The sequence below is a fragment of the Actinomadura rudentiformis genome, from assembly GCF_008923185.1.
GTDB classification, from domain to species: Bacteria; Actinomycetota; Actinomycetes; order Streptosporangiales; family Streptosporangiaceae; genus Spirillospora; species Spirillospora rudentiformis.
Map to the genome: position 1 here is coordinate 25,406 of NZ_WBMT01000021.1, position 26,132 is coordinate 51,537.

At 71.1% G+C, this 26,132-nt stretch carries 25 protein-coding genes; 13 read left to right on the top strand and 12 right to left on the bottom strand.

Going from position 1 to position 26,132, the window contains the following annotated elements:
• Positions 1-3 precede the first annotated feature (3 nt).
• Both F8566_RS36945 and F8566_RS36950 read right to left on the bottom strand, forming a co-directional pair.
• On the bottom strand, positions 4-963 hold the full coding sequence (locus tag F8566_RS36945; RefSeq protein ID WP_151566647.1) for an MBL fold metallo-hydrolase: 960 nt from the start codon (positions 961-963) through the stop codon (positions 4-6).
• A gap of 230 nt (positions 964-1,193) precedes the next feature.
• Positions 1,194-1,637, bottom strand: coding sequence for a nuclear transport factor 2 family protein (locus F8566_RS36950; RefSeq protein WP_151566649.1), 444 nt, complete (start codon positions 1,635-1,637; stop codon positions 1,194-1,196).
• A gap of 68 nt (positions 1,638-1,705) precedes the next feature.
• On the opposite strand from F8566_RS36950, the gene F8566_RS36955 reads away from it, so the two are divergent.
• The 5 genes from F8566_RS36955 to F8566_RS36975 all read left to right on the top strand — a co-directional run bounded on the left by F8566_RS36955 (position 1,706) and on the right by F8566_RS36975 (position 6,351).
• The gene (locus tag F8566_RS36955; RefSeq protein ID WP_151566651.1) at positions 1,706-3,055 is read left to right on the top strand and encodes a hemolysin family protein; all 1,350 of its coding nucleotides are present in this window, start codon (positions 1,706-1,708) and stop codon (positions 3,053-3,055) included.
• Positions 3,052-4,080: a hemolysin family protein gene (locus tag F8566_RS36960; protein WP_151566653.1), complete on the top strand. Its 1,029-nt coding sequence runs from the start codon at positions 3,052-3,054 to the stop codon at positions 4,078-4,080. The genes F8566_RS36955 and F8566_RS36960 overlap by 4 nt, the downstream gene beginning before the upstream one ends.
• Before the next feature lie 88 nt (positions 4,081-4,168).
• Positions 4,169-4,402 carry a helix-turn-helix domain-containing protein gene (locus tag F8566_RS36965; RefSeq protein WP_151566654.1) on the top strand — a complete coding sequence of 78 codons (234 nt, stop codon included), beginning with the start codon at positions 4,169-4,171 and terminating at the stop codon, positions 4,400-4,402.
• 3 nt (positions 4,403-4,405) lie between these two features.
• Entirely contained in the window at positions 4,406-4,966 is a 561-nt protein-coding gene (locus tag F8566_RS36970; protein WP_151566656.1) for a Clp protease N-terminal domain-containing protein, read from the top strand.
• 2 nt (positions 4,967-4,968) lie between these two features.
• The gene (locus F8566_RS36975; protein ID WP_151566658.1) at positions 4,969-6,351 is read left to right on the top strand and encodes an FAD-binding oxidoreductase; all 1,383 of its coding nucleotides are present in this window, start codon (positions 4,969-4,971) and stop codon (positions 6,349-6,351) included.
• 37 nt (positions 6,352-6,388) lie between these two features.
• Here the strand turns inward: F8566_RS36975 and F8566_RS50380 are convergent, their stop codons facing one another.
• Positions 6,389-6,613: a hypothetical protein gene (locus tag F8566_RS50380; RefSeq protein ID WP_192810053.1), complete on the bottom strand. Its 225-nt coding sequence runs from the start codon at positions 6,611-6,613 to the stop codon at positions 6,389-6,391.
• Between F8566_RS50380 and F8566_RS36980 the strand changes: the two genes are divergently transcribed.
• Positions 6,612-6,833, top strand: a complete 222-nt coding sequence (locus F8566_RS36980; RefSeq protein ID WP_192810054.1) for a hypothetical protein — start codon at positions 6,612-6,614, stop codon at positions 6,831-6,833. The two genes, F8566_RS50380 and F8566_RS36980, sit on opposite strands and share 2 nt — an antisense overlap.
• Positions 6,834-6,863: 30 nt before the next feature.
• Here the strand turns inward: F8566_RS36980 and F8566_RS36985 are convergent, their stop codons facing one another.
• Positions 6,864-7,895, bottom strand: coding sequence for an ROK family transcriptional regulator (locus F8566_RS36985; RefSeq protein ID WP_225993844.1), 1,032 nt, complete (start codon positions 7,893-7,895; stop codon positions 6,864-6,866).
• Positions 7,896-7,969: 74 nt separating this feature from the next.
• On the opposite strand from F8566_RS36985, the gene F8566_RS36990 reads away from it, so the two are divergent.
• The gene (locus F8566_RS36990) at positions 7,970-9,193 is read left to right on the top strand and encodes an MFS transporter (RefSeq protein ID WP_151566664.1); all 1,224 of its coding nucleotides are present in this window, start codon (positions 7,970-7,972) and stop codon (positions 9,191-9,193) included.
• Between the two features lie 35 nt (positions 9,194-9,228).
• Here the strand turns inward: F8566_RS36990 and F8566_RS36995 are convergent, their stop codons facing one another.
• A complete protein-coding gene (locus F8566_RS36995; RefSeq protein WP_225993845.1) occupies positions 9,229-9,960 on the bottom strand; it encodes an SDR family NAD(P)-dependent oxidoreductase in 732 nt (243 codons plus the stop codon).
• A 70-nt stretch (positions 9,961-10,030) separates the two neighbouring features.
• Between F8566_RS36995 and F8566_RS37000 the strand changes: the two genes are divergently transcribed.
• From F8566_RS37000 to F8566_RS37015, 4 genes are all read left to right on the top strand, one after another.
• Entirely contained in the window at positions 10,031-11,176 is a 1,146-nt protein-coding gene (locus F8566_RS37000) for an FUSC family protein (protein WP_151566668.1), read from the top strand.
• 46 nt (positions 11,177-11,222) lie between these two features.
• The gene (locus tag F8566_RS37005; RefSeq protein WP_151566670.1) at positions 11,223-11,660 is read left to right on the top strand and encodes a DUF6098 family protein; all 438 of its coding nucleotides are present in this window, start codon (positions 11,223-11,225) and stop codon (positions 11,658-11,660) included.
• A gap of 92 nt (positions 11,661-11,752) precedes the next feature.
• Entirely contained in the window at positions 11,753-12,307 is a 555-nt protein-coding gene (locus F8566_RS37010; protein WP_151566672.1) for a hemerythrin domain-containing protein, read from the top strand.
• A gap of 247 nt (positions 12,308-12,554) precedes the next feature.
• Positions 12,555-13,580, top strand: coding sequence for a Ppx/GppA phosphatase family protein (locus tag F8566_RS37015; RefSeq protein WP_151566674.1), 1,026 nt, complete (start codon positions 12,555-12,557; stop codon positions 13,578-13,580).
• A 118-nt stretch (positions 13,581-13,698) separates the two neighbouring features.
• Here the strand turns inward: F8566_RS37015 and F8566_RS37020 are convergent, their stop codons facing one another.
• The 7 genes from F8566_RS37020 to gndA all read right to left on the bottom strand — a co-directional run bounded on the left by F8566_RS37020 (position 13,699) and on the right by gndA (position 22,707).
• A complete protein-coding gene (locus F8566_RS37020) occupies positions 13,699-14,028 on the bottom strand; it encodes a histone-like nucleoid-structuring protein Lsr2 (protein ID WP_151566676.1) in 330 nt (109 codons plus the stop codon).
• Between the two features lie 29 nt (positions 14,029-14,057).
• Positions 14,058-14,417, bottom strand: a complete 360-nt coding sequence (locus tag F8566_RS37025; protein ID WP_151566678.1) for an Lsr2 dimerization domain-containing protein — start codon at positions 14,415-14,417, stop codon at positions 14,058-14,060.
• 121 nt (positions 14,418-14,538) lie between these two features.
• Positions 14,539-16,656 carry an MMPL family transporter gene (locus F8566_RS37030; RefSeq protein ID WP_151566680.1) on the bottom strand — a complete coding sequence of 706 codons (2,118 nt, stop codon included), beginning with the start codon at positions 16,654-16,656 and terminating at the stop codon, positions 14,539-14,541.
• 105 nt (positions 16,657-16,761) lie between these two features.
• A complete protein-coding gene (locus F8566_RS37035; RefSeq protein WP_225993846.1) occupies positions 16,762-17,454 on the bottom strand; it encodes a response regulator in 693 nt (230 codons plus the stop codon).
• A 20-nt stretch (positions 17,455-17,474) separates the two neighbouring features.
• Positions 17,475-18,590, bottom strand: coding sequence for a sensor histidine kinase (locus tag F8566_RS37040; RefSeq protein WP_151566684.1), 1,116 nt, complete (start codon positions 18,588-18,590; stop codon positions 17,475-17,477).
• A 101-nt stretch (positions 18,591-18,691) separates the two neighbouring features.
• Positions 18,692-21,202: a DEAD/DEAH box helicase gene (locus tag F8566_RS37045; protein WP_151566686.1), complete on the bottom strand. Its 2,511-nt coding sequence runs from the start codon at positions 21,200-21,202 to the stop codon at positions 18,692-18,694.
• Positions 21,203-21,279: 77 nt separating this feature from the next.
• Positions 21,280-22,707 (bottom strand): NADP-dependent phosphogluconate dehydrogenase, encoded by a 1,428-nt coding sequence (gene gndA / locus F8566_RS37050; protein WP_151566688.1) that lies wholly within the window; start codon positions 22,705-22,707, stop codon positions 21,280-21,282.
• 196 nt (positions 22,708-22,903) lie between these two features.
• On the opposite strand from gndA, the gene F8566_RS37055 reads away from it, so the two are divergent.
• The gene (locus F8566_RS37055; protein ID WP_151566690.1) at positions 22,904-23,686 is read left to right on the top strand and encodes a beta-phosphoglucomutase family hydrolase; all 783 of its coding nucleotides are present in this window, start codon (positions 22,904-22,906) and stop codon (positions 23,684-23,686) included.
• Positions 23,683-26,088: a glycoside hydrolase family 65 protein gene (locus tag F8566_RS37060; protein WP_151566693.1), complete on the top strand. Its 2,406-nt coding sequence runs from the start codon at positions 23,683-23,685 to the stop codon at positions 26,086-26,088. Before F8566_RS37055 ends, F8566_RS37060 begins: the two co-directional genes overlap by 4 nt.
• Positions 26,089-26,132: the final 44 nt, after the last annotated feature.

The following is a 26,132-nucleotide window of genomic DNA, read 5'->3' on the forward strand; positions in this document are numbered from 1 at the left end:
ACATCAGTCCTGCAGTTCCGACCACACCTGGCGGTCCCGCTCGGCGGTCCAGATGCGGGGCCGTTCAATGCCGTCCAGCTCGTCCCACAGCCTGGAGACGTCGAACGGGAGGCAGTGCTCGAAGATGGGCCAGCCGCCGTAGTCAGGAGCCAGGGCCCCGTGCACGGCGTGGAAGGCGTCCTTGAGCGTGCCGCCCCGGTCCCGTACCGCCTGGACCTCGCGGATCATCACCGTGAGGAACTCGCGGGTCTGGCCGATGGCCGCCCGTACGCCGGCGCGGCCGTGCGCGATCGCGCCCCGGCCGCCGACCAGCGTCTCGGCGGGGAACCCGGCGATGTGGTCGAGGGTGCCGGACACCCACTCCCGGTGGAAGGCGTCGCCGGTGTAGAGCGCCGCCTGCGTCTCCACCAGGTCACCGGCGAACAGGATCCGCTGCCGCGGCAGCCAGGCGACGATGTCGCCCTCGGTGTGACCGCGCCCGCAGTACGCGAGGTCCAGCTCGCCACGGTCGCCGCCGAGGTCGATCGAGAGCGTGCGGGAGAACGTGACGGTCGGCCAGGTGAGCCCCGGGATCGTCGCAGGATCCTTGAACAGCCGGGGCATCCGGCCGAACTCCGACTCCCAGTCCTGCTTGCCGCGCTCGGCGATGAGCGCCCGGGTGCGGTCGTGCGCGATGATCGACGAGGTGCCGAACGCGCTCGCGCCGAGGGTGCGCACCGCGTGGTAGTGCGAGAGCACCAGATGGCGGATCGGCTTGTCGGTGTGCGCGCGAAGGACGGTCAGCCAGTCGCGGGCGGCCGCCGGGGTCGCCAGGGCCTCGAAGCAGACGAGGAAGTCCTCGCCCTCGACGGCACCCACGTTGGGGTCGCCCTCGGCGGTGAGGGCGTACACCCCTTCGGCGAGGATCTCCAGGGTCTGCGTCTTGTCGGAGAGATCGGCTGAGGACGCGAACGGCTTGGGCATCGTTGCCCCTTCGCTCTGTGGACTTGATGCGCTCTGTGGACTTGATGCGCTCTGTGGACTTGATGCGCTCTGTGGACTTGATGCGCTGAGTGGACTTGATGCGCTGAGTGGACTTGATGCGCTGAGTGGACTTGATGCGCTGAGTGGACTTGATGCGCTGAGTGGACCTGGCGCGCATTGGTTCATTCCACGGCGGAGGGGCCGATAACCGTCAGGCGGGTCGCGGCCCGTCAGGTAGGTCGCGGCGATTCGATCCAGGTCTCATGGAGGTGACGCCACCGGAACCCGGATCCGTCCCGGACGAGGACGACGGTGCTGCGGCGGGCGCTGCGTTCGGCCGGGGACGCCTGGTGCTCCTCGTAGACGGCCACGACCAGGTCGTCGCGCTCCGCCAGGACTCGCACGTCCCGGATCTCGATGACCAGTCCCGGCATGGCGCCGTGCGCCCCTTCGAGCCCGGCCATCAGCTCGTCGCGGGGCGTCGCGTCGCCGCCGGGGCCGTTCAGCACGAAGTCGGGCGTGTGCCGGGCCACGAACGCCCCGTACTCCTGCGCGGATCGATCGGCGTCCCCGCGCAGCCACGCCTCGATGAATCGGTGCTGATCGACGATCTCGGCCTCGACCTGGCTCTCTGTGCCATATGTATGAGTGTCATTACCGTGTGTGCCGTGCAAGTGCGGACCTCTCTCGCGATACAGGACATCCAGGGTAAGAAGATCTTGAATGGGGAAGGAAATCCAGGGTGAACGTCGTGCTCGGCCTGGCGGCCGTCCTGGTGCTGACCGCCGCCACCGGCTACTTCGTGGCGCAGGAGTTCGCCTACGTCACCGCCGACCGCCTCGCGCTGGACCATCAGGCCAAGGACGGCGACCGCCGCGCGGCCCGCGCCGTGCGGGTGATGGAACGCCTGTCCTTCATGCTCTCGGGCGCCCAGCTGGGCATCACCGTGACGGCCCTGGTGGTCGGCTTCATCGCCAAGCCGGCGCTCGCCGACCTGATCGCCCCGCCGCTGCGGGCGTTCGGCGTCCCGGACGCGGCGGTCGGCGGCATCGCGGTGGCCACCGGCTTCGCCCTGGCGACGATCATCCAGATGGTGCTGGGCGAGCTGTTCCCCAAGAACCTGGCGCTCGCCCGCGCGGAGGTGCTGGCCCGCGCGCTGGCCTCCTCCACCCTGATCTACCTGACGCTGGCGGCGCCGCTGATCAAGCTGTTCGACGCCTCCGCGAACAGGCTGCTGCGCTCCGTCGGCATCGAGCCGGTGGAGGAGCTGCACCACGGCGCAACGCTGGAGGAACTGGGCCACATCATCGGCGAGTCCGGCGAGCACCTGGAGGCCGGTCACACCGAGCTGCTCGAACGTGCGCTGGCCTTCTCCGAGCGCACCGCCGACGAGGTCATGGTGCCGCGCGTGGACGTGGTCACCGTTCCTGCCTCGGCCATGGCGAGCGAGCTCAGCGACGTCATCGCCGCCCACGGGCACACGCGTTATCCGATCGTCGGTGAGAGCATCGACGACGTGGTCGGCACCATCGGGCTGGACGAGCTGATCCGGCTCACCCCCGAGGAGTCCGGCCGGACGCCGGTGCGCGGCCTGGCCCAGCCCGCCCTCCTCGTGCCCGGCACGCTGCCCCTGCCCGACCTGGTGACGCAGCTGCGCACGGACGGCGGCGCGATGGCCTGTGTGATCGACGAGTACGGCGGCTTCGCCGGCGTGCTCACCTGGGAGGACCTCGCGGAGGAGCTGGTCGGGGAGATCGCCGACGAGAACGACGTCGAGGAGGACTTGGCCGTGCGGCGCGGCGAATGGTGGACGACCGACGCCGGGCTGCGCGTGGACGAGGTCGCGCACGAGACCGGCATCGCCCTGCCCGAGGGCGACTACGAGACCGTCGCGGGCCTGATCCTCAAGCAGCTGGGCCGGATCGCCGAGCCGGGCGACCGCGTCACGGTGGACGTGCCGCCGCAACATCTGGACGACCCGCCCCGCCAGGCCACGATCGAGGTGCTGAACATCCACCGGCACGTGCCGGAGATGATCCGCATCCGGTCCGTCGAACGCGACCTCGGACACTCTGAAGGCGGGAACCGATGAGCCTCTCCGTCGGCATTCCGCTCACCATCCTCCTGCTGCTGGGCAACGGGTTCTTCGTGGCGGCGGAGTTCGCGCTGGTGGCCGCCAAACGGCCGCGGCTGGAACGCGCCGCCGCCCGGGGCAGCCGGGCGGCCGCGTCCGCCGTCGCCGGGATCCGCGAGCTGTCGCTGATGCTCGCGGGCGCCCAGCTGGGCATCACGATGTGCTCGCTGGGGCTGGGCCTGGTCTCCGAGCCGGTGATCGCCCAGACGTTGACGCCGGTGTTCCACGACACCGGGCTGCCGGACGCCGGCGCTCACGCGGTGGCCTTCGTCCTCGCCCTGGCCCTGGTGACGTTCCTGCACATGGTGATCGGCGAGATGGCCCCCAAGTCATGGGCCATCGCCAGTCCCGAACGTTCGGTCCTGGTCCTGGCGCCGCCGTTCCGCGCGTTCACCGCGGTCGTCCGGCCGGTGCTCGCCGCGCTCAACACCGTCACCAACCTGCTGCTGCGGATGATCGGTGTGCCGCCGCGGGACGCGCTGAGCGTGTCCCGGACCCCGGAGCAGCTGCGTGACCTGGTGGAGGAGTCGCGGCGGCTGGGGCTCATCGAGGAGCCGGACGTCCAGCTGCTCAAGGCGGCCCTGGAGGCCCCGGAGTCACCGCTGGAGAACCTGATGACGCCGGTCGGCGAAATCGTGTCGGTCCCGCCGTCGGCCACCCCGCAGGAGGTCATCGACACCTCGATCAGCACCGGCCGCACCCGGATCATGCTCCGTGGCCGCGGCCGGCCGGGCCCGCCCCGCATGGTCCACGTCCGCGACGCCTACCTTGCCCGCGCCCGCGACCGCCGCACCCCCGCCGGCCAGCTCGCTCACCGCGTCCCCACCCTCACGGTCGGCACCCCGGTGACGGAGGCCGTCACCACGCTGCAGAACCACCAGAGCCAGCTGGGCCTGGTCCTGGGCGGCGACGGCACACCGGCCGGCCTGATCAGCCTCGACGATCTGGTCACCACCCTGCTGACCCCCGAGCACACCCCCTGACCCCCGAGCACGCCTCCTGATGCCCGAGCACGCCCCTCTCACGTCAACTCTGGTTGACATCCGGCGAGTGTCAACCTAGATTGACACCATGAGCGACGGAGTGAAGCTCGCCCAGGAGGCGGGCAGCCGGGATCCGGCGGTCGGGCTGCGGGCCGTGCGGGCACTGCGCGAGCTGGCCGAACGCCTGGAGGCGCTCCAGGTGGCCAGCGCCCGCGACCAGGGCTGGTCCTGGCAGGAGATCGCGGTCTGCCTCGGCGTGAGCAGGCAGGCCGTCCACAAGAAGCACGGCGGCGGCCGGCGGATTCTGAAGAAGGAGCGCTGACGGATGTTCGAACGGTTCACCCAGCAGGCCCGGGACGCGGTGACCGGGGCCCAGCAGGAGGCCCGCGACCTCGGCCACGGCCGGGTCGGCCCCGAGCATCTGCTGCTCGCCCTCCTCGCCTGCGACGGCCCCGCCGCGGCGGCGATGCGGGCCCAGGGGCTGGAGATCACGGCGATGCGCGCCGCGGTCGCGCGGCTCGCGGCCGACGCGAGCGCCGACCCGCTCGACTCTGAAGCACTGCGGACCCTTGGAATCGACTTGGACGCGGTACGCCAGGCCACTGAGCAGACGTTCGGCGAGGGGGCCCTGGACGCTCCGCCCGGACGGTTCCGGGCGTCCGGCAAGCGGCATCTCCCCTTCGCCCCATCGGCCAAGAAGTCGCTTGAGTTGAGCTTGCGGCAGGCTCTGCGCCTCAAGCACAACTACATCGGCGCCGGTCATGTGCTGCTGGGCATCCTGCAGGACCGCGACCCGCGAGCCGTCCGGGTGCTGGTGGAGTCGGGGGCCGACATCGACGAGCTCCGCACCGAGGTCACGCGCTCCATCGCGACTGAGGCGGCCTGACCATGGCCTCACTGGTGGAAGCCCTCAAGGCCCTCATCCCCACCGATCGCGTCGTCACCGATCCCGGTGTCGTCTCCGCCTACGTCCAGGACGAGGCGCAGTGGGCGCCGTACGGAGTTCCGGCGGCGCTCGTGCGGGCGGCGAGCACGGAGGACGTGCGGGCCGTGGTCTCTGAATGCGCGGAACGCGGCGTGCCGGTCGTGCCGCGCGGCGCCGGGACGGGACTGTCGGGCGGCGCCAACGCCATCGAGGGATGCGTGCTGCTCTCGCTGGAGGCGATGAACGAGATCGTCGAGATCGACCCGCGCGAGCGGCTGGCGGTCGTCCAGCCCGGTGTGGTCAACGACCGTCTGCGTGCGGCCTGTGCCGAGCAGGGGCTCTGGTACCCGCCGGACCCGGCGAGCTCGCCCTGGTCCACGATCGGCGGGAACGTGGCCACCAACGCGGGCGGGCTGTGCTGCGTGAAGTACGGCGTGACCCGCGACTACGTGCTGGCCGTCCAGGCGGTCGTGGGCCGGGGCGAGGTCGTCCGGCTCGGCCGCCGCACCGCCAAGGGCGTGGTGGGGTACGACCTGTGCGGGCTGATGGTCGGTTCGGAGGGCACGCTCGGCGTCATCACCGAGATCACCGTGCGGCTGCGCGGTGCGCGGGCCGCCGAGCGCACGGTCGTCGGCTACTTCGACACCCTGGAGGCCGCCGGGGAGGCGGTCAGCGCCATCACCGCCGCCGGGGTCGTGCCGAGCGCGCTGGAACTGATCGACCGGCACTGCCTGCGCGCCGTGGACGAGTGGAAGAACATGGGCCTGTCAGCCGACGCGAACGTGCTGCTCCTCGGCCGCACCGACGCCCCGGGAGAGGCGGGCGACGCCGAGGCCGACACGATGGCCGACTGCTTCAAACGAGCCGGGGCCACGTGGAGCACCCGTTCGACCGACCAGGAGGAGGCCGAGGCGCTCTTCTCGGCACGCCGGCTCGCCTACCCCGCGCTCGAACGGCTCGGACCGGTCCTCACCGAGGACGTCTGCGTCCCGCGCGGGCTCGTTCCGGAGATGCTCTCCCGCATCGAACGCGCCGCCCGCGACCACGGCACCCACATCGCCAACGTCGCGCACGCGGGCGACGGCAACCTGCACCCGCTGATCATCGTGCCCGCCGGCGATGACGGCGCCCGCGCCCGCGCCGAGCGCGCGTTCGACCAGATCATCGACGACGCGATCGCGCTCGGCGGCACCGTCACCGGCGAGCACGGCGTCGGCCTCCTCAAGCGCCGCGGCCTGCACGCCGAGCTCGACCCCGCAGTGGTCGCCATGCACCACGCCGTCAAGAACGCGCTGGACCCGGCCGGCATCTTCAACCCCGGCAAGGTCTTCGGCACCCCCGGCTGACTCGGGTACCCCCGGCTGACTCAGCAGGGCGGCGCGGCTAGCCGGCGACTGGTGCCAGGTCACCGCGCAACACCTTCTTCAGCTCGGCAATGGCGGCGGCCCGCTCGTCACCCTCGGCGGAGGTCACGAGCGGGACCATCGCCTTGATCCGGGGCGTGCTGCTGCCCGCGTTCATGCGGCTCGCCGGTCCGGCCAACTGGTGGGCGCCGCGCCCGCTGCGCAGGCTGCACAACCTGGCACGAAGCGGGTATGCGTACCCCATGAATGATCGCGAAGATCTGGGCCATGAGCCCGAGGAGACCCACGACAAGGAGTTCGCGCCGGTCAACCGGGGTGCCGACGCACGCGGCCGCCAGCGGGGAACCGGCCCACGGGATCTCAGCGGCACCGGCACGCCCGGTGTGGACACACCCCATCCCGACACCCTTCCGCCCACCGAAGAGGGGGTGCAGGAGGCCGAGCGTCACGACGACTCCAGTTGACGGCGCCAACGCCCGGGGGACTGCGCGCCGTCAGCCGTAGATGGCGTCCCGGGTCCGGTCCAGGGCGGTGAGGACGGCGCCCTGGAGGATGGCGTTGCCCTCCACGGTGGTCGGGCGGACGGCGGTGGGCGCGGGCGTGCGGGCGTTGAGCCGGTCGGCGACCAGGGCCGCCAGCTCGTCCCCGCCCTCGCGGCCCGTCGTGCCGCCCAGAACCACCAGGCCGGGATCCAGGACGGCCACCAGGGTGAGCGCGCCCTTCATGATCCGGTCCGCGAGGGGTTCCAGGGCCAGGCCCTGGGTGTGGCGGTCCTCCAGCAGGCGGCAGAAGTCGATGCCGTCCGCGTCGAGGAAGCCCACCTCCCCGGCGCCGCCTGAGACGCCACGGCGCAGGCGGCCGTTCAGCACGACACCGGCGCCGACGCCGTCGTCCAGCCAGAGGAGGGCGAAGTCCTCATGGCCGGTCGCCGAACCGAGCCGGTGTTCGGCGACGGTGGCGAGGTTGACCTCGTTCTCCAGCACCAGGTCCTGGACGGGGGCGAGCTCGGCGAGGGCGTCCCGTACGGCGGCGGCGAGATCGGGCCGCCAGCCGGGCAGGCCGCTGTCGGTCGTCAGCCCGGTGCGGGGATCGACCAGCCCGGGCGCGCCGAGGACGACGGTGTGCAACTCGCGGCCGGCGGCGGCCTCGGCCACGGTGGCGGCGATGAACGACGCCAGGTCGTCCGGCTCGGCGACCTTCGTGGTCGTGCCGACGGCGCCCCCCGTGATGTCGGAGACGGTGACGTGCAGGGATCCCCGGCGCACGTCCACCCCGGCGACATGGGCCCGGTCGGCCACGAGCCCGTAGAGGCGCGCGTTGGGGCCGCGGCGGTCCTCGCCGTACTCGCCGGTGACCCGGATCAGCCCCTCGGCCTGGAGGCGCTCCAGAAGGTCCGACACGGTGGGCCGCGACAGGCCCGTGAGCCCGCGGAGCTGCGGGGCGGTCAGCGGACCCTGGTCGAGCAGCAGGTCCAGGGCCAGCCGATCGTTGATCGCACGGGCCATGGCGGGCGTGGCGGTCTTCACCCCGCCCATATTAGTCAGGAAGCCTGCCTGATATCCCTTTTCATCAGGAAGCCTGCCTGTTAGTTTCTGGAACCATGAGCCATCAGCGCGCGATCACTCTTGTCTTCGCCGTCCACGGGGCGGTGGCGGGGAGCTTCGCCACCCGCATCCCGTGGATCCAGGACCAGCTGGGCCTGAGCCCGGGCGTACTCGGCGTCGCGCTCCTCTGCCCGGCGATCGGCGCCATCATCGGCATGCCGATGGCCAGCCGGCTGGCACACCGCATCGGCGAGCGCCCCGCCATCCAGCTCCTGCTGGCCATGTGGTGCGGGCAGCTCGCGCTGCCCGCGCTCGCACCGGCCTCCGTCTGGCTGTTCGGGGCGATGGTGCTGTTCGGGGTGACCGCGGGCATGTCGGACGTCGTCATGAACGCCCACGCGGTCGGGCTGGAACGGCATCTGGGGCGTTCGATCATGACCGGCCTGCACGGGATGTGGTGCGTCGGCAGCCTGGCCGGTGCCGGTGCCGGCATGGTGGCCGCGCAATTGGGCGTCGACGCGAGGGCCCACTTCGGGGCGGTCGCGCTGGTCCTGCTGAGTGTGGGCCTGGTGAGCGGACGCTCGTTGTTCACCGGGCGGGCGGGGGCGGCGGCACCGGCCCCGCGCCGGTTCGTCCTCCCGTCCAAGGCGATCGCCGGCATCGGTGTCGTCGGGTTCTGCGGGACGTTCGCGGAGGGCGCCACCGCCGACTGGGCCGCCGTCTACCTCACCAGGGTGACCGACGCCGGGCCCGGGGTGGCCGCCGCCAGCTACACGATCTTCATGCTGACCATGGCGTCCGCCCGCCTGGTCGCCGACCGGTTCGTCCGGCGCTTCGGCCCCGTCGCCGTCGTGCGCTGCGGCGGCTCCGTGGCCGCCACGGGCGGCGTGCTCGTCGTCATCGCCCGGACGCCCGCCCTCGGCATCGCGGGCTTCGCCCTCCTCGGGCTGGGCGTCGCCGCGATCGTGCCCCTGGTCTTCGCCGCCGCGGGGAACGCCGGCCGAACCCCTGCCGAGGGCGTCGCGGGCGTCGCCACGATCACCTACCTGTCCGTGCTGGCCGCGCCGGCCGTCACGGGCTGGACCGCGGACGCCACCTCCTACCCGGTGGCCTTCGCGATGATCACAGGGGTGCTCGTGGTGATGACGCTGCTGGCGGGCGTGCTGAAGGTGCGCGACGAGCTCCCGGCCCCGGCCGGCGGATTCCCCGCCCCCACTTCCGCTCCGCGAGGGATGGAGGAGCAGGCGCAGGAAGAACACGCCAGCCCGGCCTCGGCCTGACGCCTGCCCCGCCCGCCGCCTGCCTGCGTCCGGCGTCAGCCGAGCGTGTGGCCGCCGTTCACCGTGATCCGTTCCCCCGTGATGAACGCGGCGTCCGCCGAGACCAGGAAGGACACCACCGCCGCCACCTCCTCGGGAATCCCCATGCGGCCGAGGGCGACACCCGACCGGTAGCCGAGCAGCTCTTCCTCGGACACCGCCGCGTGCCGCTCGACCGGGATCCAGCCGGGCGCCACGAGGTTGACCGTGATGCCGGACGGCCCGAGCTCGCGGGCCCAGGTTCGGGTCAGCCCGAACTGCGCCTCCTTGGCCGCCACGTAGGCCGACATCCCCGGCAGGGCACGGTCCACGATGTCGGAGCCGATCTGGACGATCCGGCCGGCCCTGCGCTCCTTCATCCCAGGAAGAACCGCCTGCACGAGCAGGGTCGGGCTCTTCACGAAGAACGTCAGCTGGTCCAGATGCGCCTGCCAGGTGAGATCCTCCAGCGCCACGACCGGTTGCGGACCGGTCGCGTTGACCACCAGGGCCCCGACCGGGCCGAGCCGTTCCGTCACGCGCGTGACCAGGTCCGCCGTAGCCTCCTCGTCGGTGACGTCGGCGGTGAACGCCGCGGCGGAGCCGCCCGCGGCACGGATGCCGTCGACCACCTGATCGGCCTCGCCGCCGCCGGACCGGCTGTTGACCGCGACCGTCCAGCCGTCCGCGGCCAGGCGCCGGACCATGACCGCACCCAGACCCCGGGACGCGCCCGTCACAAGGGCCACCCTGCTTCCATCAACCATGATCGTCCTTTACCCCGGTTAGCCTCGGAGCCGATCGGGCAGGGGCTCGCAAATGAGATTGGCTGGTCAGGTGGTGCGGGCTCGGGGGCACTTGGAGCAGACCCGGCGGTCGCTGCGGCGGGCCGTGCGCGGACCGGGGCGGGAACGGGACCTGCTCGTCCAGTCCATGAAGGCGGCCCTGGCCGCGTTGCTGGCGTGGATGATCGCTTACGAGTGGCTCGGGGCGCCGCTGTCGTTCCTGGCGCCCTGGGTCGCCCTGGTCATGGTCCACGCGACGGTCTACCAGTCGGTGGTCAAGGGCGTGCAACAGGTGCTCACGGTGCTCATCGGCCTGCTCGCGGCGGCCGGCGGGCATCTGGTGACCGGTGACCCCACGCTGGCGCTGGCCCTCGTGCTGGTCGCCACCGCACCGCTGGCGAACTGGCACGTCTTCGGCGACCAGGGCATCTACGCGCCGCTCACGGCGGTCTTCGTGATCACCACCGGCGCGCCGGAGCCCGCCGAGCTCGTCTCCCGGCTGGCCGAGACGGGGCTGGGCATCGTGGTGGGCGTGGCGGTGAACGCCGTCCTCCTGCCGCCGGTGCACCTGCGCGACTCGCGGGAGGCGATCGACACCCTCGCGGACGAGATCACCGGATGCCTGCGGGACGTGGCCGGCGGGCTGCGCGGCGAGTGGGGCGCCGACGAGGCTCGTGACTGGCTGCGGCGCGCGGACCGCGCCATGCGCCTGACCGACGACGCCCGGTCCGCGGTCGGCTGGGGGCAGGAGAGCCTTCGCCTGAACGTGCGCCGGTCACGGTGGCACGACGACCACTCTGCCCAGCTGCAAGCGCAGCTGCTCCCCTTGGAAATCGTGGCCAAGCAGAACCAGGGCATCTGCCGGACCCTCGTGGACGCCGTCGCGGACGGCATGCCCAGCCCAGACCCCCGGTTCGTGACGCACTACACCAAGCTCCTCGACCACGCGGCCGCCGTGGTCGAGGCGTACCGCCGCTCCAGGCTCAGTGGCACGCGCCCCGACACCGGGCCTGAACACGCCGGGCCTGAACTCGCCGATGCGATCGGCGCAGCCCGGCAGCGCCGCAGGCGCATGCAGGAGCTCCTGCACTCGGACGAGTTCGAGACCGACGGCTGGGTGATCTATGGCGCCCTCCTGCTCGAGGTCGACCGTCTCCTGACCGGCATGACTCCACGCTGACCTACATGGCCGGTTCCGGCGTGACGCACAGGGGTAGGCGTGCGATGTGCGTGACAAGAACCTGCCCACGATCACCACCCTTGACGAGCTCGCCGAGCTGGTGGAGGGAACGGACGCCCTGTTCGTCCGGTGGTCCCGCGGCCCGGAGGCCGACTCCGGCGGGACCAGCAAGGACGCCCTGACCGGCGTGGATCTGCCGGGGTTGTCGGCCAATCCGCTGGCCGTGGAGGACTGGTGGCGGCCCCGGCCGACCTGGATCTGGGTGGCCCGCCGCCTCTACGACTACTCCCATCTCAAGCGGGAGAAGGGTCCCGGCGTACAGCCGTGGGTCCTGGAGGGCGAGGAACTTGCGCGCGGCCCGGACAACGAGCCGCTCGTCCGCGTGAGCCGGCCGGTGGCCTGGGTGGCGGAGTCCGTGCTGGCGGACGCCAAACGGGTGATGACGGAGCAGAACGGCGAATGGGGGCCGCTGCGGCGACCGTGACCCAGACCTCAGGTTCGAACCCGTCGTGGGGGTAGGGCAGGCGGTCCAAGGCAATCGCCCTGAAGGCAGGGCGCATGGAGTGAGGAGCCATTATGGCCAAGCAGAACGACGACACGGTGGTGGGCCTGCTGCTGCGGCAGCACACCGAGATCCGCAACCTGTTCTCCAAGGTGGAGAAGAGCAACGGGAAGGCCCGGGAAGAGGCGTTCGGGCAGCTTCGCCACCTGCTGGCCGTGCACGAGACGGCCGAGGAGGAGATCGTGCACCCGTTCGCCCGCCGGACCATCGGCAACGGTGAACGGATCATCGACGCGCGCTTGAAGGAGGAGAAGAGCGCCAAGGAGATCCTGCAGGAGCTGGAGAAGTCCGGCACCGAGTCGCCGGAGTTCGACCGGCTCTTCGAGCGGCTGCACAAGGCGGTCGAGGCCCACTCCGAACAGGAGGAGCGCCTGGAGTTCCCGGAGATCGCCGAGAAGGCGTCAGCGCAGCAGCTCAAGGGGATGCAGGCGGCGGTGAAGGCGGCCGAGGCCGTCGCGCCGACCCATCCCCATCCCGGCACCGAGTCGGCGACCAAGAACATCGCGCTGGGCCCGATGGCCGCGGTGATGGACCGCACGCGTGACGCCATCCGCAAGGCGATGGGCTGAAGGCGCGGGATGATGGGCTGAAGCGATGGGCCGAGCGATCGCCCACCGGCCCGGATACGTCGAGTGACCGGCACGAGATCCCCAGGGGATGTGTGGTCCCGTGCCGGTCACTCGGCGTATCCCGGCCCCGTTGACATGGCCGTGTGTGACGACCACATCGAATGATGTACCCAAGGAACGCCCCTTAAACGGCTGGCCGAATCCCCCCTTGACGGATAGGTCCCACCCCGCAGGGCACACCCGTGCCATGCGAACCGCGATTCTGGACGTGGGCTCGAACTCCGCCCATCTGAAGGTCGTCGACCTGTCGGCGGGCAGGCCGATACGCACCGTGCTGTCGGTGAAACGGCCGACGCGGCTGGCCGAGGCGATCCAGGAGGACGGCCGGATCTCCCGCGACGCGGTAGAGCGGCTGGTGTCCTCGGTGTCCGCGGCGCACTGCATCGCCCGCGCCCAAGGCTCGGCCGAGCTGATCGCGTTCGCCACCTCGGCGGTCCGCGACGCCGTCAACCGTTGCGACATCGTCGACCAGGTCACCGGCCGGACGGGTGTCGACCTCGGCTTCCTGTCGGGCCGGGACGAGGCCCGCCTCACCTTCCTGGCCGTCCGTGCCTGGTACGGCTGGTCGGCCGGGCCGCTGCTGATGGCCGACATCGGCGGCGGCTCCCTGGAGATCGCCGCCGGGGACGGAGCGGAGGCGGGCACCGCGCTGTCGCTGCCGCTGGGCGCCGGCCGGCTGACCCGCGACCATCTGCCGGACGACCCGCCCTCGCGCAAGCAGATCCGGCGGCTGCGCCGTTTCCTCACCACCCAGCTCGCCGAGCATCTCGGCGCCGGGGATCTCAGCGCCGGGGACCTCGGGCAGGCGGAGGCGCACGCCGTCGCGACCTCCAAAACGTTCACCCAGCTCGCCAAGCTCGCCCGTGACCGTGGCCCCAATGGATATCGCGTGTTGCGCCTCAAAGCGCTCGACAGGCAGATTCCGCGGCTGGCCAAGCGCACCGCCACGGAACGCGCCGAACTCAAAGGGATTTCCCGCTCCCGGGCCCGGCAGATCCTCGCCGGCGCGATGGTCGCAGAGGCCACCATGGCCACCCTGGGCCTCACCCGTATCGAAATCTGCCCCTGGGCATTGCGCGAAGGCATCGCGCTGCGCCGCCTCCAGCAACTGCGCTCGGGCAGCGTTCACCAAATCGACGACATCGGGCATCTTCTGCAGCCGCTCCGGGACGCCCCGGCCCCCATCCGCTCGCTCACGACGGTCAGCGCATAGCGACGCGACCGGACGAATACCCCACAAAACAGCTCAGCCAAGCGTGGAACGCTTGGCTGAGTGGGGACGGCTCTGGGCAATACACAGCCCCGAAGCCGGAAACGCACGCCGGGGTGCGTCAGTGCGCCTGTTCGTACTTCTCGATCACGTTGGCCGGAATACGGCCGCGGGCGTTGACCTCGATGCCGCTCTTGCGCGCCCATTCGCGGATCGCGGCGGACCGCTCCCGGCTGCCGGCGGCGGACGAGGCCGCGCCGCGCCGGCGTCCCGGCTTGGCCGACTTGCGGGCGCCGGCCAGGAACGGCTCGATGCCCTTGCGCAGCTTGGCGGCGTTCTTCTTGCTCAGGTCGATTTCGTAGGCGGTGCCGTCGAGCGCGAACCGGACGGTCTCGTCGGCCTTCCCCCCGTCCAGGTCATCGACCAGCAGAACCTCGATCTTCTGTGCCATGCGAGCCCCCCAATTCGCTTACTTCCTGACTATGCGTCCGGCTTGGCATCCGGGTGATCAATAATGAACGCCGCATAGACCTCGTCGGAAATCTTACCGCGTTCCGGCACTTCTACGCCCTTGCGACCGGCCCATTCCCGGACTTCGGCATTGGTGTACCCCTTCACCTTTGCCTGGCTGGGCGCTTTGCGCCCCTTACCGGGTCGCTTCACCTCAGCGGACTTGTCGATGTACAACGCCACGGTCTCCAGCGCCTCGATCAGGCGCTTGTGGTTGTCATCGCTCAAGTCGATCGTGAACATCCGGTCCAGGATTTCGAAGTCGCGCCTGGCGACATCGCCCCCTTCGGAACCATCGATGTCATCTACGCGAATGACCTTCTCGGCCATATGTGTCCCGTCTTCCTTCCCCTTGCCAGTACGGCGACCATGACCTTAGCGGATTGCGCGCCCCTCCCTGACCTCCAGATGGCCCCACGTTCTGAGATCCGCCCTCGCCGGGTGACCACCCTCAGTGGACGGTCTCTGGTTCGGGCGCGGCCGGCGCGGCCGTCGCAGCCGGCTCGGCGAGAGCCACGCGGTCGTGCACGCGGCGGAGCGGCCGGGGCAGCCACCAGTTGCGGGCGCCGAGAAGCGTCATGGTCGCCGGCACCAGCAGCATCCGTACGATCGTCGCGTCCAGGGCGATCGCCAGGACCAGGCCCAGCCCGATCGCCTTGATCGGGGCGAAGCCGCCGAACACGAAGCCGGTGAACACCACGGCGATCAGCAGGGCGGCCGCGGTGACGATGCCGCCGGTGCGCTGCAGGCCCTCGGCGACCGCACCCTGAGGTCCGTCACCGGCCAGCCAGCGCTCCCGGATCCGCGACAGCAGGAAGACCTCGTAGTCCACCGACAACCCGAACGCGATCGCGCCGACCAGCACCGGGACGGTCAGGTTGAGGTAGCCGAGGCCCTGGGTGCCGAGGAGCTCGGCGAAGTGGCCGTCCTGGAACACCCAGACGACGATGCCGAGGGCGGCGCCGATGCTGAGCACGTTGGTGAGGACGGCCTTGATCGGAAGGACGATCGAGCCGGTGAAGGCGAAGAGGAGGACCAGCGTGCCGAGGGCCATGAGCGCCGCGGCCCACGGGATGCGCTCCGTCAGCATCGCGCGGTAGTCGACCATGCGGGCCGAGTCGCCCGTCACCTCGACCTTGAACGGAACCGGGAGATCACGGATCGCCTTGACCGCGTCCTCGGCGGGCTTCTCGCCCGGTCCCTGAGGAGTCGCCAGGAGCACGGTCTGTGTGGGCCCGAGCTTCACCTCTTCCACCTCGGCGGCTCCCGGCATGGCCTCGATGGCCTGGCGCATCCGAGCAAGGTCGGGATTCCCTGCCGGAGCGTCGGCGAGCACCTGGATCCGGCCCGCCCACTGGGCGCGTTCGGGGTAGTGAACGGCCAGCTTGTCCCACAGCTGGCGGGTCGAGGTCGACTCGGGCAACATCCGCGGGTCGCCCTGCGAGATGTGCATGCCGAGCACGGGCCCGGCGAGCGTGGCCATCACACCGAGCGTGGCCACCAGCGTCAGAACGGGGCGGCGCTGGACGCCACGGGCGACGCGGGCGAAGACGCCGCGCCCGCCGCCTTCCCTGGCTGGGGAGATCCGGTGGCCGAAGCGGCTCAGCAAGGCGGGCAGGAGGGTGAGAGCGGCGAGCATGTCGGCCAGGACGACGGCGCCGCCCGCCATGCCCATGGAGCGGAGGAACGGGTCGGGGAAGACCATCAGGCCCGCGAACGCCACCATGACGGTCAGGCCGGAGAACACGATCGTCCGGCCGGCGGTGGCGGTCGTCCGGGCGACGGCGGCCGCGACATCGGGCCCTGCCTCACCGGGCCCCGTGCGCCGCTCCTCCCGGAACCGGCTGACCATCAGCAGCGCGTAGTCGACCCCGAGGCCGACGGCCAGCATCGTGGTGATCTGGCTCGAGTAGACCGAGACCTCGGTGACCGTGCTGAACACGTACAGGATGCCGAACGTCGAGCCGATGCCGACCACCGCGATCAGGAGCGGCAACCCGGCCGCGAGCAGCCCGCCGAAGATGACCAGCAGCAGGATCAGCACCACGGGCATGCTGAGCATCTCGGCGCGCGCCACGTCCTCCTGCGCCTGCTCGTCGAACTCCGCTTCGGACAGCGGCCCGCCGGCGATGGTGACCTCGGCTCCCACGACGCCGCGCAGCTTGGCCGCGGCGGCCTCCGCCGCGTCCTCCTCGGTGTCGCCCGGCGCGACCATGACCTCCAGCAGCACCGCGTCTCCCCCGGTGGTCGCGGGCACGGCTGACGGCACGGGATCGGTGACCCCTGCGATGCCCGGGACGGCGCGCACGGCGGCGAGCGCCGATCGCAGCGCGGGGTCTCCGGCCGGCTTGCCGGTGATGACGGCGGTCAGCCGTTCGGGCCGGGGCGCGGCCTGGTCGAGCCGCTTCTCGGCGCGGGCGGACTCGCTGCCCGAGACCTTGCCGACCTCGGGGGTCAGCCGTTCGAAGACGCCGGTGCCGATCCCGAAGCCGCCGGCCAGCACGGCGATCCATATCACGATGACGATGTAGGGCCGGCGAACCGAGAATCCGGTGACGGTGCGGACCATGACAGCCTCCATGGGTTGAGAGCTGTCCTGATGGTCTGCCTTGGACCTGCGGTGACGCCTCGCCGTGAGGAGCGGATCAGCGTCCCGCTCTCAAGAGCGGGGGCCTCACTCTGGAGAGGGAGACTCGCCGGGCCGCACGAGTCCCGACTCGTACGCCAGCACCACCGCCTGCACCCGGTCCCGCAGCGCCAGCTTGCTCAGCACGCTGCTGACGTGGGTCTTGACGGTGTGCTCGGTGACGTACAGCTCCCGCGCGATCTCCGCGTTCGACAGGCCCCTGGCGACCTGCCGCAACGTGTCGGTCTCGCGGGCGGTGAGCGTCTCCAGGCGCGCGTCCGCACGCGGCGACACGGGCGCTCGGCCACTCCGCCCGACCACGTCGGCGATCAGCCGCCGGGTCACGGTGGGCGCGAGCAGCGCCTCTCCCCCGGCCACCACGCGCACCGCCTCGACCAGCTCGGCGCGCCGCATGTCCTTCAGCAGGAAGCCGCTGGCCCCGGCCCGCAGCGCGTCGTACACGTATTCGTCGACGTCGAACGTGGTGAGCACCAGCACCTTCGCGGACGTGTCACGGCAGATCGCCGCGGTCGCCTCGATGCCGTCCACGTTCGGCATCCGCACGTCCATGAGGACGACGTCGGGCGACAGCTCGCGCGCCGCGCGGATCGCCTCGGCCCCGTCCGCCGCCTCGCCCACGAGAGCGAGGTCGGGCTCCTCGGACAGGATCATCCCGAAGCCGTCGCGCACCAGAGCCTGGTCGTCGGCGATGAGCACGCGGATCGTCTCGTGAGGCGGCACGGCCCTCATTCAACACGGCCCTAATTCAAAGGGAAACTGGCCTTCACGCGAAAGCCCGATCCGCCCTTCGCCGGTCCGAAAGTCAGCTCTCCCCCGGCCGCCGCGGCCCGTTCCCGCATCCCGGTCAAGCCGTGCCCGCCCGAATCGCCCGAACCGTCGCCCGGCCCGCGGCCGTCGTCGCAGACCTCCAGCCGCAGCGTGCCCTGCTCCCAGCCCACCCGGACCAGCACACTGCCGGCCTCCGCGTGCTTCACCGTGTTGGTGAGCGACTCCTGGACGATCCGGTAGGCGGTCGTCCCCAGGTCGGGCGGCACCGGCCTCGGCTCCCCCGCCTCCTCCAGCGTGACGGTCAGCCCGGTCTTCCGCACCCGGTCGACAAGGGCGGGCAACGCCCCCAGGTCCGGCTGCGGCCGCCGCGCCGCGCCCTCCGAGCGCAGCACGCCGAGCGCCCGCCGCAGCTGCGCCAGCGCCTCGCGGGACGTGACCGAAATGGTCTCGAAGACCTGCTCGGCCTTGGCCGGATCGCGGTGCACCACCGCCGACCCGCCCTCCGCCTGAATGGCGATCATGCTCATGGAATGGGCGATGATGTCGTGCATCTCCCGGGCGATCCGTTCCCGTTCCCGGGTCGCGGCGGCGTCCTGCTCCTCGGCGAGCCGGCGCGCACGTTCCTCCAGCATCGTGATCCTGTCGCGCCGCGCCCGCGCGCCCGTGCCGAGCGCGTAGGCCACCGCGAACCCGATGCCGACCAGCCCGAGGTTCAGCGCCTCGTCCTTGGGGATCACGATCGAGGCGGTGACGCCGATGACGGTGCCCACCACGGAGAGGGCCCTCTTCACCGGCGGGCACAGCTCGGCGAAGGTATAGGTGGCGACCAGCTGCACCGACGGGAACTGCCCCAGCAGTTCCGTCGGTGAGATCAGTGAGGTGCCGACGCCGCAGATGAACGTCACGGCGAACGGGTACTGCCGCCGCCACATCAGTGGCAACGCGTACACGCTCACCAGGAGCGGCACCCACCACTCCAGCTGCTCGTCCACGGCCGCCTGCATCAGGATCTGGACGGAGCAGACGATGGTGATCAACGCGTCCACCCCGCGCTGCGGCAACGCGCGCGCCCGCTCGATGATCGACACGTGGTCACTCCCGCCGTCGTGGCCGACCACCAGTATCGAGTCCGGGCCCCTCCCCGTCCTCACTCCCAGGAGGGAGGGCTCCCGGGCCCAGGACTCCGCGTTCAGCCTCCCAGGCGGTCGACGGCGGTCACCCGGATGACGGCTTCACCCGCCTCGTCGGATCCGGCCAGGTCGACCTCGGCGCTGATGCCCCAGTCGCGGTCGCCCGCCGGGTCGTCGAAGACCTGCCGCACCCGCCAGAGAGCGTCCTCGGGCACCTCCTCGATCTGGAGGAGCTTGGGACCGCGCGCGTCCGGGCCGGTGAGAAGCTCGTCATGCTCCTCGAAGTAGGCCCCCATGGCGTCTGCCCAGCCGCCGGCGCCGAGCTCGGGGTCCAGCTCGCCGAGCTCGCCGTAGCGTTCGAGCGCCGCCAGCTCCACCCGCCGGAACAGCGCGTTGCGCACGAGCACCCGGAAGGCGCGGGTGTTGGCGGTGACCTTGGTGACGCGCTCCTCCAGGTCCTCGGCGAGGGTCTCGTCGGTCGGGTTGGCCAGCTGCTCCCATTCGTTCAGGAGGCTGGAGTCGACCTGGCGGACCAGCTCGCCGAGCCACTCGATGAGGTCGATGAGGTCGTCGTTCTTGATCGACTCCGGCACGGTCTGCTGGAGGGCCTTGTAGGCGCCGGACAGGTAACGCAGCACCAGGCCCTCGCCGCGGGCGAGCTCGTAGTAGCCGATGTACTCGGTGAACGTCATCGCCCGCTCGTACATGTCCCGCACGACGGACTTGGGCCGCAGGGGATGGTCGCCGACCCAGGGGTGGCCGCGCCGGTAGATCTCGTACGCGGCCTCCAGCTCCTCTTCGAGCGGCTTGGGGTAGTCGACGTCCTGGAGCGCCTCCATGCGCTCCTCGTACTCCATGCCCTCGGCCTTCATCTCCGCGACCGCCTCGCCGCGGGCCTTGTTGAGCTGGGCGGCGAGGATCTGGCGCGGGTCGTCCAGGGTCGACTCGATCACCGACAGGACGTCCAGCGCGTACGTCGGGGAGGAGGGGTCCAGCAGCTCGAACGTGGCCAGCGCGAACGTCGACAGCGGCTGGTTGAGCGCGAAGTCCTCCTGGAGGTCCACGGTGATCCGCGCCCAGCGGCCCTGCTCGTCGGGGACCTCCAGCTGTTCGACCACTCCCCCGGCCAGCAGCGACCGGTAGATCGCGATCGCCTGGGAGATGTGGCGGCGCTGCTGGGGCCGCTCCTCGTGGTTGTCGGTGAGGAGCTTGCGCATCGCCTGGAACGCGTTGCCCGGCCGAGCGATCACCGACAGCAACATGGCGTGGCTGACCTGGAAGCGGGACTTCAGCGGCTCGGGCTCGGCGGTCTGGAGCTTGGTGAACGTCTCCTCGTCCCATCCGACGAAGCCCTCCGGGGGCTTCTTCCGCTGGACCTTGCGCCGCTTCTTGGGGTCGTCACCGGCCTTGGCGAGGGCCTTCTCGTTCTCCACCACGTGCTCGGGCGCCTGCGCGACGACATAGCCGACCACGTCGAACCCGGCCCGGCCCGCCCGGCCCGCGATCTGGTGGAACTCCCGCGCCCGCAGCCGCCGCACCCGGTGCCCGTCGTACTTCGACAGCGCCGTGAACACCACGGTCCGGATGGGGACGTTGACGCCCACGCCCAGCGTGTCGGTCCCGCAGATCACCTTGAGCAGCCCGGCCTGCGCCAGCCGCTCCACCAGCCGCCGGTACTTCGGCAACATCCCGGCGTGGTGCACGCCGATCCCGTGCCGCACGAACCGCGACAGGTTGCGCCCGAACTTCGTCGTGAATCTGAAGTTGCCGATCAGCTCGGCGATCTGGGCCTTCTCCTCCTTGCTGCACACGTTGATGCTCATCAGCGACTGCGCCCGGTCGATCGCGGCCGCCTGCGTGAAGTGCACCAGGTAGACCGGGGCCTTCTGGTCCGACAACAGGTCTTCGATCGTCTCGTGCAACGGGGTGACCCGGTACTCGTACTTCAGCGGTACGGGCCGTTCCGCCGACGTCACCACCGCGGTCGGCCGCCCCGTCCGCCGCTTCAGGTCCTTCTCGAAGCGCGCGACCTCCCCCAGCGTCGCCGACATCAGCACGAACTGGGCCTGCGGCAGCTCCAGCAGCGGGATCTGCCACGCCCACCCCCGCTCCGGCTCGGAGTAGAAGTGGAACTCGTCCATCACCACGAGCCCGATGTCGGCGTCCGCGCCGTCCCGCAGCGCGATGTTGGCCAGCACCTCGGCCGTGCAGCAGATGATCGGCGCGTCCGCGTTCACACTCGCGTCGCCGGTCATCATCCCGACGTTCTCGCTGCCGAACATCTCGATCAGGTCGAAGAACTTCTCCGACACCAGCGCCTTGATCGGCGCGGTGTAGAAGCTGACCTCGTCCCGGCCCAGCGCCGCGAACTGCGCCCCCGCCGCCACCAGGCTCTTGCCCGACCCCGTCGGTGTCGCCAGGATCACGTTCGATCCGGAGACGGCCTCGATCAGCGCCTCCTCCTGCGCCGGATACAACGTGATCCCGCGCTCGGACACCCACCCCTCGAACGCTTCGAAAAGGGCATCGGGGTCGGCGGGCTCGGCAGGAAGGCGGTCGATGAGGGTCACGGCTCCATCCTGCCGCAATGACGGCTATGCGCCTGCCTCGGTCATGCACCTGCCTCGGTCATGCCCCTGTCTCGGGGTCATGCGCCTGTTTCGGTGCGGTCGCCGCCCCAGAGGGTGTGGAAGGAGCCGTCGCGGTCGGTGCGGCGGTAGGTGTGGGCGCCGAAGAAGTCCCGCTGGCCCTGGGTGAGCGCGGCGGGCAGGCGCTCGGCGCGCAGCGAGTCGTAGTAGGCGAGCGCGGCGGAGAAGCCCGGCGTGGGGATCCCGAGGCGCACGCCAGTGGTGATCACCTGCCGCCAGGCGTCCTGGGCGGCGCCGACGGCCTCGGCGAAGTGCTCGGCCTTGAGAAGGGTGGGCAGGCCGGGGTCGGCGTCGTAGGCCTCGCGGATCTTGTCGAGGAACCGGGCCCGGATGATGCAGCCGCCGCGCCAGATGGTGGCCATCGCGCCGGGGTCGATGCTCCAGTCGTACTCGGCGCTGCCCGCCTGGATCTCGTGGAAGCCCTGCGCGTACGCGACGATCTTGGAGGCGTAGAGGGCCTGTTCGACCGCGTCGGCGAAGCCCGACTCCTCGACCTTGGCGCGGGAGGGGCCCGGGAGGTTCTGGGAGGCGTTCCGGACGTCGGCGTGGCCGGAGACGGCGCGGGCGAAGACTGCCTCGGCGATGCCGCCCACCGGGACGCCCAGGTCGAGGGCGGTCTGCACGGTCCAGCGGCCGGTGCCCTTCTGCTCGGCCTGGTCGAGGACGACGTCCACGAACGGCTTGCCGGTGGCGGCGTCGGTGTGCGCCAGCACCTCGGCGGTGATCTCGATGAGGTAGGACTCCAGGCGGCCGGTGTTCCAGGTGCGGAAGACCTCGGCGATCTCGGCCGGCGCGAGCCCGGCGGCGTGCCGGAGCAGGTCGTAGGCCTCGGCGATGAGCTGCATGTCGGCGTACTCGATGCCGTTGTGCACCATCTTGACGAAGTGGCCGGCGCCGTCCGGGCCGACGTGGGTGGCACACGGGGTGCCGTCGACCTTGGCTGAGATGTCCTCGAGGAGAGGCCCGAGTGCGTCGTAGGACTCGGCCGAGCCGCCCGGCATGATGCTCGGGCCGTTCAGCGCGCCCTCCTCGCCGCCGGAGATGCCGGTGCCGACGAAGTGCAGGCCGCGCTCGCGCAGGGCGGCCTCCCGGCGGCGGGTGTCGGCGAAGTGCGCGTTGCCGCCGTCCACGATCATGTCGCCCGGCTCCAGCAGCGGCGCGAACTCGTCGATCACCGCGTCCGTCGGAGCGCCCGCCTTGACCATGATCACCAGCCGGCGGGGCCGTTCCAGCGCGGCGACGAAATCCTCGGCCGACTCGGCGGGCACGAACGTGCCCTCGTGGCCGAACTCCTCCACGAGAGCCTTGGTCTTGGTCGAGGTGCGGTTGTGCACCGCCACCGGGTGCCCGTGCCGGGCCAGGTTGCGGGCCAGGTTGCGGCCCATGACCGCGAGTCCGGTGACACCGATACGCGCCTGCTCTGCCATGGCGATGATCCCTCTCCGTTGTGGCTCCCACGCCGTACACCAACGTACGCGCGCCGCGGGGCCACCGTTCGACCGGGCCCGAAATTGATCAACCCCCGAATTTGATCAAGGGTGGCGCATGTCCTTGTCTTCCTTGGGGAGAAGTCGAACAGTGGGACAGAACAGTAGGACCACCACCTGAACGTGGAGGGACGGCGTGCTGGGATTGCCGGAGCAGGTCGAGGCCTGCCTGTTCGACCTGGACGGGGTACTGACCCGGACGGCCTCGGTGCACGCGGCCGCCTGGAAGGAGATGTTCGACTCCTTCCTGCGTGACCGCGCCGCCGCCACCGGCGGGCCGTTCGTGCCGTTCGACCCGGTCAAGGACTACGCCGCGTACGTCGACGGCAAGCGCCGCGAGGACGGCACCCGCTCGTTCCTGGCCTCGCGGGGCGTCACGCTCCCCGAGGGCGCGCCGGACGATCCGCCGGAGGCGGAGACCGTGCACGGCCTGGGACGGCGCAAGAACGAGCTGGTGCTGAAACTGATCGAGGAGAAGGGCGTCGAGGTCTTCGACGGCTCGGTGGACTACGTGCGCGCCGTCCGCGCGGCGGGGTTGCGGACCGCCGTCGTCTCGTCCAGCGCCAACACCGTCCAAGTGCTGAAGGCGGCCGGGATCACCGGCCTGTTCGACGCGCGCGTCGACGGGGTGGTGGCGCAGGAACGCGACCTCCCGGGGAAACCGGCGCCCGACATGTTCCTGGCCGGCGCGCAGGCGGTGGGGGTCCCGGCGGACCGGGCGGCCGTGTTCGAGGACGCCCTGGCCGGCGTCGAGGCGGGACACGCGGGCCGGTTCGCGGTGGTGGTGGGGGTCGACCGGATCGGGCCCGAGCACGCGGCCGCCTTGGCCGAGCACGGCGCGGACGTCGTAGTGTCGGATCTGTCCGAACTCCTCGAGTCAGGCAAGCCCGAATCCGACGAGCCCGAGGGGGCCCAGTGAGCGACCAGAAAGAGGACGACGCCCCCGCCATCGACCGGCCCGTCTTCACGGTCGAGCCGTGGTGCGTGCGGGAGCCGGAGCTACGGCTGGACCGGCTCGCGCAGACCGAGTCCGTCTTCGCCCTGTCGAACGGGCACGTCGGGCTGCGCGGGAACCTCGACGAAGGCGAGCCGCACGGGCTCCCCGGCAGCTATCTCAACTCGTTCTACGAGCAGCGGCCGCTGCCGTACGCGGAGGCCGGCTACGGCTTTCCCGACTCGGGCCAGACCGTCATCAACGTCACCAACGGCAAGCTGATCCGGCTCCTGGTCGACGACGAGCCGTTCGACGTGCGCTACGGGCGCCTGCACTCGCATGAGCGCGTCCTGGACATGCGCGCCGGGACCCTCACCCGCACCGTCGAGTGGACGTCTCCCGCCGACCGCACGGTCCGCATCAACTCGGTGCGGCTCGTCTCGCTCACGCAGCGGGCCGTCGCGGCCATCTGCTACGAGGTCGAGCCCGTCGGCCACCCCGTGCGGATCGTGGTCCAGTCGGAGCTGGTCGCCAACGAGTCGCTGCCCGACATGGGCAAGGACCCCCGCGTGGCGGCGGCGCTGGAGTCGCCGCTGATGAGCGAGGAGCACCAGACCAACGGCACCAAGGCGATCCTGGTCCACCGGACCAGGTCCAGCGGGTTGCGCATGGCCGCCGGGATGGCCCACCACATCGAGGGGCGCGACCGGATCGCGGTCGACTGCGAGAGCTTCCCCGACGTCGGGCGGATGACAATCGCCACACGGCTGGAGCCCGGCGAGAAGCTGCGGATCGTCAAGTTCCTGGCGTACGGCTGGTCCAGCCAGCGGTCACGGCCCGCGCTGCACGACCAGGTGGTGGCGGCGCTCGCCGGTGCCCGGCACGCGGGGTGGGACGGGCTGCTGGCCGAGCAGCGCGCCTATCTCGACGAGTTCTGGTGCGGCGCGGACGTCGAGGTCGACGGCGACGCCGAGGTCCAGCAGGCGGTGCGGTTCGCGCTGTTCCACATCCTGCAGGCCGGTGCCCGTGCCGAACGCCGGATGATCCCGGCGAAGGGCCTCACCGGGCCGGGTTACGACGGGCACACGTTCTGGGACACCGAGACGTTCGTCCTGCCGGTCCTCATCTACACCCACCCGTCCGCCGCCGCCGATGCGCTCGCATGGCGGCACATGACGCTGCCGCTGGCCTTCGAGCATGCCGACAAGCTCGGCTTGGCGGGCGCCGCGTTCCCCTGGCGGACGATCCGGGGCCAGGAGTGCTCGGGTTACTGGCCGGCGGGCACGGCCGCCTTCCACATCAACGCCGATATCGCCGACGCCGTGGTCCGGTACGTGGACGCCACGCAGGACGAGGGATTCGAACGCGAGATCGGCCTGGAGCTGCTGGTGGCGACCGCGCGGCTCTGGCGGCGCCTTGGCCACCACGATGTGGAGGGCGTGTTCCGCATCGACGGTGTCACCGGCCCGGACGAGTACAGCGCGGTGGTCGACAACAACGTCTACACCAACCTCATGGCCCGCCGGAATCTGCGGGCGGCGGCGGCGACGGCGATGCGGCACCCCGATCGCGCCGAGGAGCTGGGGGTGACGACAGAGGAGGCCGCGTCCTGGCGGGACGCCGCGGCGTCCATGCTGATCCCGTTCGACGAACGGCTGGGCGTGCATCCCCAGAGCGAGGGCTTCACCAACCACGCCCGCTGGGACTTCGCCGGCACGGCGCCCGAGCACTACCCCCTGCTGCTCAACTATCCGTACTTCGACCTTTACCGCAAGCAGGTCGTCAAGCAGGCGGACCTTGTGCTGGCGATGCATCTGTGCAGCGACGCGTTCACGGCCGAGGAGAAGGCCCGCAACTTCGCCTACTACGAGGCGCTGACCGTGCGGGACTCCTCGCTGTCCGCCCAGACGCAGGCGGTGATCGCAGCCGAGGTCGGGCATCTGGACCTCGCGCACGACTACCTGGCCGAGACCGCGCTCATGGACCTGCACGATCTTGCGCGCAACACCCGCGACGGCCTGCACATCGCGTCGATGGCGGGGGCCTGGAGCGGCCTGGTCGCCGGGTTCGGCGGGATGCGCGCCTGCGACGGCCAGTTGAGCTTCGCGCCCCGGCTGCCGGGCGGGATCAGCCGCGTGGCGTTCCGGCTCCGGTACCGCGGCAGCCGCCTGTGCGTGACGGTGACCGCGAGCACCACCTCGTACGAGCTGCTCGAAGGGCCGGAGCTGAAGCTGGTGCATCACGGCGAGCCCTTCACCCTCAGCGACAAGCCCGTCGTGCTGGACGTGCCCGCGATGCTCCCGCTGCCGCGACCCAGCCAGCCGCACGGCCGCGGGCCCCATCCTCGCCGCACCGACCCCACGTTCCAGGGTCCGCACCACCACTAGGGGCGCGAGTGGGCTGAGAGAGCGGGTTAGGAGCGTGGGGCAGG